The organism is Streptomyces sp. NPDC097617 (genome assembly GCF_044761485.1).
Taxonomy (GTDB): Bacteria; Actinomycetota; Actinomycetes; order Streptomycetales; family Streptomycetaceae; genus Streptomyces.
This window is the reverse complement of sequence record NZ_JBIWCL010000062.1, coordinates 1-6,143: the sequence shown is the minus strand read 5'-3', so window position 1 is coordinate 6,143 and position 6,143 is coordinate 1. Positions and strand designations below refer to the sequence as shown.

7 protein-coding genes are annotated in these 6,143 nt (G+C 71.4%); 2 read left to right on the top strand and 5 right to left on the bottom strand.

What is annotated here, in order from left to right; translation table 11 throughout:
• A partial coding sequence (locus ACIQZO_RS40255; RefSeq protein WP_403636362.1) for an adenosylhomocysteinase occupies positions 1–866 on the bottom strand: 866 nt, incomplete at its 3' end.
• A 277-nt stretch (positions 867–1,143) separates the two neighbouring features.
• On the opposite strand from ACIQZO_RS40255, the gene ACIQZO_RS40250 reads away from it, so the two are divergent.
• Together ACIQZO_RS40250 and lepB are read left to right on the top strand one after the other, a co-directional pair.
• Entirely contained in the window at positions 1,144–1,371 is a 228-nt protein-coding gene (locus tag ACIQZO_RS40250) for a hypothetical protein (protein ID WP_403636360.1), read from the top strand.
• Between the two features lie 158 nt (positions 1,372–1,529).
• Positions 1,530–2,213, top strand: a complete 684-nt coding sequence (lepB, locus tag ACIQZO_RS40245; protein ID WP_403636358.1) for a signal peptidase I — start codon at positions 1,530–1,532, stop codon at positions 2,211–2,213.
• A gap of 90 nt (positions 2,214–2,303) precedes the next feature.
• Here lepB and ACIQZO_RS40240 read toward each other — a convergent pair whose 3' ends face one another.
• The 4 genes from ACIQZO_RS40240 to ACIQZO_RS40225 form a co-directional block, all read right to left on the bottom strand.
• Entirely contained in the window at positions 2,304–3,227 is a 924-nt protein-coding gene (locus ACIQZO_RS40240) for a cation diffusion facilitator family transporter (protein WP_403636356.1), read from the bottom strand.
• A gap of 72 nt (positions 3,228–3,299) precedes the next feature.
• Positions 3,300–4,457, bottom strand: coding sequence for a mannose-6-phosphate isomerase, class I (gene manA, locus ACIQZO_RS40235; RefSeq protein WP_403636354.1), 1,158 nt, complete (start codon positions 4,455–4,457; stop codon positions 3,300–3,302).
• A gap of 37 nt (positions 4,458–4,494) precedes the next feature.
• Positions 4,495–5,628, bottom strand: coding sequence for an SIS domain-containing protein (locus tag ACIQZO_RS40230; protein WP_403636352.1), 1,134 nt, complete (start codon positions 5,626–5,628; stop codon positions 4,495–4,497).
• Between the two features lie 89 nt (positions 5,629–5,717).
• Positions 5,718–5,903: a Trm112 family protein gene (locus ACIQZO_RS40225; protein ID WP_030015246.1), complete on the bottom strand. Its 186-nt coding sequence runs from the start codon at positions 5,901–5,903 to the stop codon at positions 5,718–5,720.
• Between the last annotated feature and the right edge of the window lie 240 nt (positions 5,904–6,143).

The following is a 6,143-nucleotide window of genomic DNA, read 5'->3' as shown; positions in this document are numbered from 1 at the left end:
ATCTCGGTGATGACGACGCGGGCGCCCTGGCCGCGCAGGGACTCGGCGCAGCCCTTGCCGACGTCGCCGTAACCGAAGACGACCGCGACCTTGCCGCCGATCAGAACGTCGGTCGCACGGTTGATGCCGTCGATCAGGGAGTGACGGCAGCCGTACTTGTTGTCGAACTTCGACTTCGTGACGGCATCGTTCACATTGATCGCCGGGAACAGCAGGCTGCCCTCGGACATCATCTCGTACAGACGGTGCACACCGGTGGTGGTCTCCTCCGTCACACCGCGGATCTCGGACGCGAGCTGCGTCCACTTCTGCGGAGCCTCACCGAGGGTGCGGTTGAGCAGGGTGAGGATGTGGGCGTACTCCTCGGAGTCCGCCGTCGACGGGTCCGGGGCCGCGCCGGCCTTCTCGAACTCGACGCCCTTGTGGACGAGGAGGGTGGCGTCACCACCGTCGTCGAGGATCATGTTCGGGCCGCCGGTGGGAGTGTTCGGCCAGGTCAGCGCCTGCTCCGTGCACCACCAGTACTCCTCCAGCGTCTCGCCCTTCCAGGCGAAGACGGGTACGCCCTGCGGGTTCTCCGGCGTGCCGTTCGGGCCCACCGCGATGGCGGCGGCCGCGTGGTCCTGGGTGGAGAAGATGTTGCAGGAGGCCCAGCGGACGTCGGCGCCGAGGGCGACGAGGGTCTCGATGAGCACGGCCGTCTGCACGGTCATGTGCAGCGAACCGGTGATGCGGGCGCCGGCCAGCGGCTGGGCCTGCGCGTACTCCGCGCGGATCGACATCAGGCCCGGCATCTCGTGCTCGGCCAGGGTGATCTCCTTGCGGCCGAACACGGCAAGGGAGAGGTCTGCGACCTTGAAGTCCATGGGTGCTGCTCCTCATGGTTCGAGAGGGTGGGTACGGCTGAGCCGTGCGCCGTCCTGGGGACGGGACACCGAGCACAGTCCGTCGGGGGTCCTCTCTCCCCTCGGCCGGTCGCAAGGACCGCCCGACCCGCCATCAGCAGCGACGCCTGACACTGACCACGAATCTACACCGATCGGCCGAGTGAGCCCCAGTCAGACGAGGAATCGATCGCGGTCGGCCCGTTCGTCACCGGTGCGGGTGCCAGTGCCAGTACGGGTACGGGTACGGGTACGGGGTATGGGTACTGGCACGGGTACGGACGTACGCGGGCTGGACTCGCCCACCGCACCCGCCGGGCAGACCGTCCGGACCGAGCTGGCCGCTGAGCCCAAGGGGGCCGCGATCCGCGAGATGGCTCTGATGCGAAGCCCATCGCGGACCGGGCTGCTCTTCATGATCTCGGTGCCGGAGGCCGCGGCGGCGACGAACACCTGCGGATCCTGGCGCTGCTGTCGCGCAAGCTGATGGACGCCGCCTTCCGCGAGCGCCTGGGGGCCGCCCGGGACGAGCGGGCGATCCTGGACGTGCTGCGCGAGATCGGCCAGCCTCCCGGGCGGGAAGTACGGATTCGGCCAGAACATATTCTTCCAGCCAGTCATATCGCTGGAAGGGGTGGGGAACTCATGGCACGCAGGCCTGGTCGCAAACGGGGGATCTGGGCGATCGCCCTGCTGGTGCTCGGCGTCGCACTGATCGCCGGACCGGTCGTGTTCATGGTGAGCCGGTTCATGCCGGTGCAGGTGGGTGACGGCAACATGCTGCCGACGCTGGCCCGCGAGGAGCTCCTCATAGTGGAGAAGGAGCCTTCGGAGGTCCGGCGCGGTGACGTGGTGGCCTACGACCCTGACGCGTGGGGACTGACGGGTCTGTTCATCGGCCGCGTGGTGGCGGTGGGCGGCGATCACATCGCCTACGCGGAGGGCGACCCGACACTGACCCTCAACGGTCAGCCGCTGAACGAGTCGTACGTGGAGGACGGCGCCCCCGGGGCCGGTGGAGTCGCCTTCGCCGTATCGGTGCCGCACGGCCGGGTGTTCATCCTGGGTGACAACCGCGGCGACTCCGCGGACTCCCGGTTCCACCCGCAGCTGCACGAGGGGACCCTGCCGGTGTCCGCGGTGATCGGGGTCAACACCGGGATCGACGAGAACGATCCGCTGATCTGGATCCTCGGGCTGACCGTCAACACCGGCGTGCTCCTCCTGCCTGTGGGAATCGGGCTGGGGATAGCCGCACTGGTGGTGCGGCGGCGGAAGCCCGTGGCCACCGGGCCCGTCTGGGGCGCCGTGCACGTCGAGGAACCGTAAGGGCCGGGAGAGAGCCGAAGGCCCCCGCGGGCTGCTGCTCGCGGGGGCCTTCGGCCGTTCTTCGCTACTCGTCTTCGCTACTCGTCTTCGCTACTTGGCCGCTTCCGGCCGGTAGATGTCCGGCTCCAGGTAGATCACCCGGGCGATCGGGACCGCCTCGCGGATGCGGGCCTCGGCGGCATTGATCGCGTCGGCCACCTCGGTCGCGGTGTCGTTGCCCTCGACCGCGATCTTGGCCGCGACCAGCAGCTCCTCCGGGCCCAGGTGCAGGGTGCGCATGTGGATCACGCGGGTGACGACGTCCCCGTCGACCACCGCGGCCTTGATCTTTTCCACGTCCTCGATCCCGGCCGCCTCACCGAGCAGCAGGGACTTGGTCTCGGCGGCCAGCACGATGGCGATGGCGATCAGCAGCACACCGATGCACAGGGTGCCGATGCCGTCCCAGATGCCGTCGCCGGTCAGCAGGGCGAGACCGACACCGCCGAGCGCCAGTACCAGGCCGACGAGCGCGCCGAGGTCTTCCAGGAGGACGACCGGCAGCTCGGGGGCCTTGGCGCGGCGGACGAACTGGGTCCAGGTCTGCTGGCCCCGGATCTGGTTCGACTCCTTGATCGCGGTGCGGAAGGAGAAGGACTCCGCGATGATCGCGAAGAGGAGGACGCCGACGGGCCAGTACCAGTTGGTGATCTCGTGCGGGTCGTGGATCTTCTCGTAGCCCTCGTAGATGGCGAACATGCCACCGACGGTGAAGAGCACGATGGAGACCAGGAAGGCGTAGATGTAGCGCTCGCGCCCGTACCCGAAGGGGTGTTGCGGCGTCGCCTCGCGCTGCGCCTTCTTCCCGCCGAGGAGCAGCAGCCCCTGGTTCCCGGAGTCGGCCAGCGAGTGGACGCTTTCCGCGAGCATCGACGAGGAGCCGCTGAAGAGGAATGCCACGAATTTGGCTACAGCGATGGCGAGGTTGGCGGCGAGTGCCGCCACGATCGCCCTGGTACCGCCCGACGCGCTCATGGGTGCAGGATGTCCTTCCTAGCCACTGACTACCGGCCGCACATTGTTGCAGCCGGTGGGACGGACGCTACGTCAGACCACCACGGTGGCCCGGAAGACCGTCCCGGTTCCGGACAGTTCGACCTTTTCGCCCGCCGGTACGAAGACGGACTCGCCGGGCGTCAGGGCCAGTTCGCCGACCTGCGGGGAGCCGGCCGTGCAGAGCAGGATCTGCGGGGTCCCGTCCGGGAGCACCTGGGAGGCGCCTCCGGGCGCGAGCAGGAAGCGGGAGAGCCGGAACTCGTCGATGGGGGTCACGTAGACCTCCTCGCCGTCGCCCTCGGGGCGCAGCAGGTTCGGGTCGCCCGGCTCGAACCTCGCGATCCTCAGCAGTTCGGGCACGTCCACGTGTTTGGGGGTGAGTCCGGCACGCAGCACGTTGTCCGAGTTGGCCAGCAGCTCGACGCCGAGGCCGTCGATGTAGGCGTGCGGGACGCCGGCGCCGAGGAACATCGCCTCGCCGGGCTGGAGTCGGACGTGGTTGAGCAGCATGGCCGCGATGACTCCCGGATCGCCCGGGAAGTGGTGGACCAGGGTGGCGTACGGGGCGTACGGGCCGCCGAGGCGCGTGACGGCCGCGGCGACCTCGTGCACGGTACGGGCCGTCTCGGCGCGGTCCGCGGTCAGTGCGGCCGTCAGCATCTCCCGCAGGGCCGCCTCTTCGGGGTGGGCGCACAGCAGGTCGACGTACGGCTTGAGGCTGTCCACGTCCAGGCCCGCCAGCAGGTCCGCGGCCTCCAGGGGCGGCCGGAAGCCGCACAGCCCGTCGAACGCGGTGAGCGCGCAGATCATCTCGGGCTTGTGGTTGGGGTCCTTGTAGTTGCGGTGCTCCGCGTCGACCGGGACACCGCGGCGTTCCTCGTCCTCGAAGCCCGCCCGGGCCTGGTAGAGGTCGGGGTGGACCTGGAGGGAGAGGGGGGCGCCGGCGGCGAGGATCTTGAACAGGAAGGGCAGCCGGGGACCGAACTTGGCGACGGTGGCGGCGCCCAGCTCGCCCTCGGGATCGGCGGCGATGACGTCCGAGAGCGCCTGCTCGCCCGCACCGCGGTCGAGGCGTGAGGGGGCGCCCGGGTGGGCTCCCATCCACAATTCGGCCTGGGGCTCACCGGTCGGCTCGACACCGAGCAGCGTGGGGATGGCCGTGGTGGATCCCCAGGCGTAGGGGCGGATCGTGTTCGTCAGGCGGTCCATCGTCGTCTTCCTGGATAGAGCTGGGGACTTCAGTACCTCAGCTGTGTCCCCGGGAAGCCAACGCCAGGTAGGCGGTGGCGAAATCCGTGACGGCGAGGAGTTCGGCGAGCTGCTCCAGCTCGACGCCCTCCTCCGGTTCGAGCTCGCTGACGGCCGTGTCGTGGCTGTGGGCGAGCTCGCGTGCGGCGGGGGCGGCGGTGAGGCCGCCGGTCGGCCGGTCACGCAGCAGGACGATGCGGGCGCGAAGGGCCTGGGGCTCTTCGACCCGGTCACGGAAGAAGTCGTCGGGGTCGGCGCCGGCGGCGAAGGCCCCGGCGAGCAGGACGCCGTGGGCGGGCAACGCCTCGGGCAGCACCGCGGACAGGGCCGGGCGGCCGGCGAGCTCGGCGAGGGTGGCGGCGAACCGGCGGCCCGCGGGGGCGGCGCCGGTGCCCTCGCTCCAGATGAGCGGGAGGGCGTCGGCCAGCTCGGCGGCGAGGGTCTTCGCCGGGTTGGAGTAGGTGGCGATGGCGGGTCCGCAGCGTTCGGCGGTCCGGTCGAGCCGGTCGGCGACGAGCTGCAGGGTGTCCGGGGCGGCCGTGATCAGGCCGACCCTGTCGAGGAGCAGCAGCAGGGGCGTCAGCAGGGCCCACAGGGCGCCCGGGCCGGCCGCGGCGGACTCGTCGTACTCCTGGTACGGGGCCTTGGCCATCGGTACGAGGAGCCCGTGCGCACCGTCCACCGCCTCGCTCAGCGGGGAGCGTTCGGGGGCGACGGCGACGACGGTGCAGCCGCGCCGGTAGGCCTGCTCGGCGAGGACGGCGAGCCCGGGCTCGGTGCCGTCGGTGGTGGCGAGGAGCAGCAGGTCGACGGGGCCGGCCCAGCCGGGCAGCACCCAGCGCAGCGCGCCGGCCGCGTGGGCGACGCCGGTGGGGTCCAGCCGGATGACCGGCGCGGAGGCTCCGGCGAGGGCGCCGAGCAGGTCGGCGACGCCGGTGGCGGCGGTGCCGGGCCCGGCGATCAGGACGGAGCGCGGACGGCCGTCGGGGCGCAGCTCGGCGAGGCCCGCCTCGTTCGCGTGCCGGGCGGCGGTACGGACTCTGGCCCCGGCCTCGGCCGCACCGCGGAGCAGGCCCCGGCGGTCGACGCGGGCGAGATCGTCCGGTGCGTCGAGGAGCGACTCGTCGAGCATGGCGGCCTCCGGCGGTGTTGACGGATCCAGGGTGGCGGAATCGGTCTCAGCGTCTGCGTGTGCCCGTGTTCCGGGGCGCGCGGCAGGGGTCAGGCGGGGCGGCGGGCCTCGTCCACGAGGAGCACCGGGATGCCGTCACGGACCGGGTACGCGAGGCCGCAGTCCTGGCCGGTGCAGATCAGCTCGGGGGCCGTCTCGTCGGCCGACTTGTCCTCGAGAGGAGAGTGGCAGGCGGGGCAGGCGAGGATCTGCAGGAGGCCGGCTTCGAGCGGCATGGGGCGGTTCCCTTCGGGCGTGTGGGTGGGGCGAGGTCAGCGTACCGCCGAGTCCGCGGCGGTGCGGTGTCGTGGGGCCGGGTCGGGTGCGGGCCGAGGCGGGTGCCTCGGTGGGGTGCGGGGGCGGGAGATCCCGGCTCCGCACGGCACCGGGCTCCGCCCGGACCCACGCCTCGAACGCCGGCGAGGCGGGAACAGGCGGAGCCGGAGCGGGTCAGCCGCGGATCAGGGACAGGACCT

Bases quoted from the DNA above. Each gene is read 5' to 3' on its own strand.
- lepB (WP_403636358.1), top strand. From the start codon at position 1,530: ATGGCACGCAGGCCTGGTCGCAAACGGGGGATCTGGGCGATCGCCCTG.
- ACIQZO_RS40230 (WP_403636352.1), bottom strand. From the start codon at position 5,628: ATGCTCGACGAGTCGCTCCTCGACGCACCGGACGATCTCGCCCGCGTC.
- ACIQZO_RS40240 (WP_403636356.1), bottom strand. From the start codon at position 3,227: ATGAGCGCGTCGGGCGGTACCAGGGCGATCGTGGCGGCACTCGCCGCC.
- manA (WP_403636354.1), bottom strand. From the start codon at position 4,457: ATGGACCGCCTGACGAACACGATCCGCCCCTACGCCTGGGGATCCACC.
- ACIQZO_RS40250 (WP_403636360.1), top strand. From the start codon at position 1,144: ATGGGTACTGGCACGGGTACGGACGTACGCGGGCTGGACTCGCCCACC.
- ACIQZO_RS40225 (WP_030015246.1), bottom strand. From the start codon at position 5,903: ATGCCGCTCGAAGCCGGCCTCCTGCAGATCCTCGCCTGCCCCGCCTGC.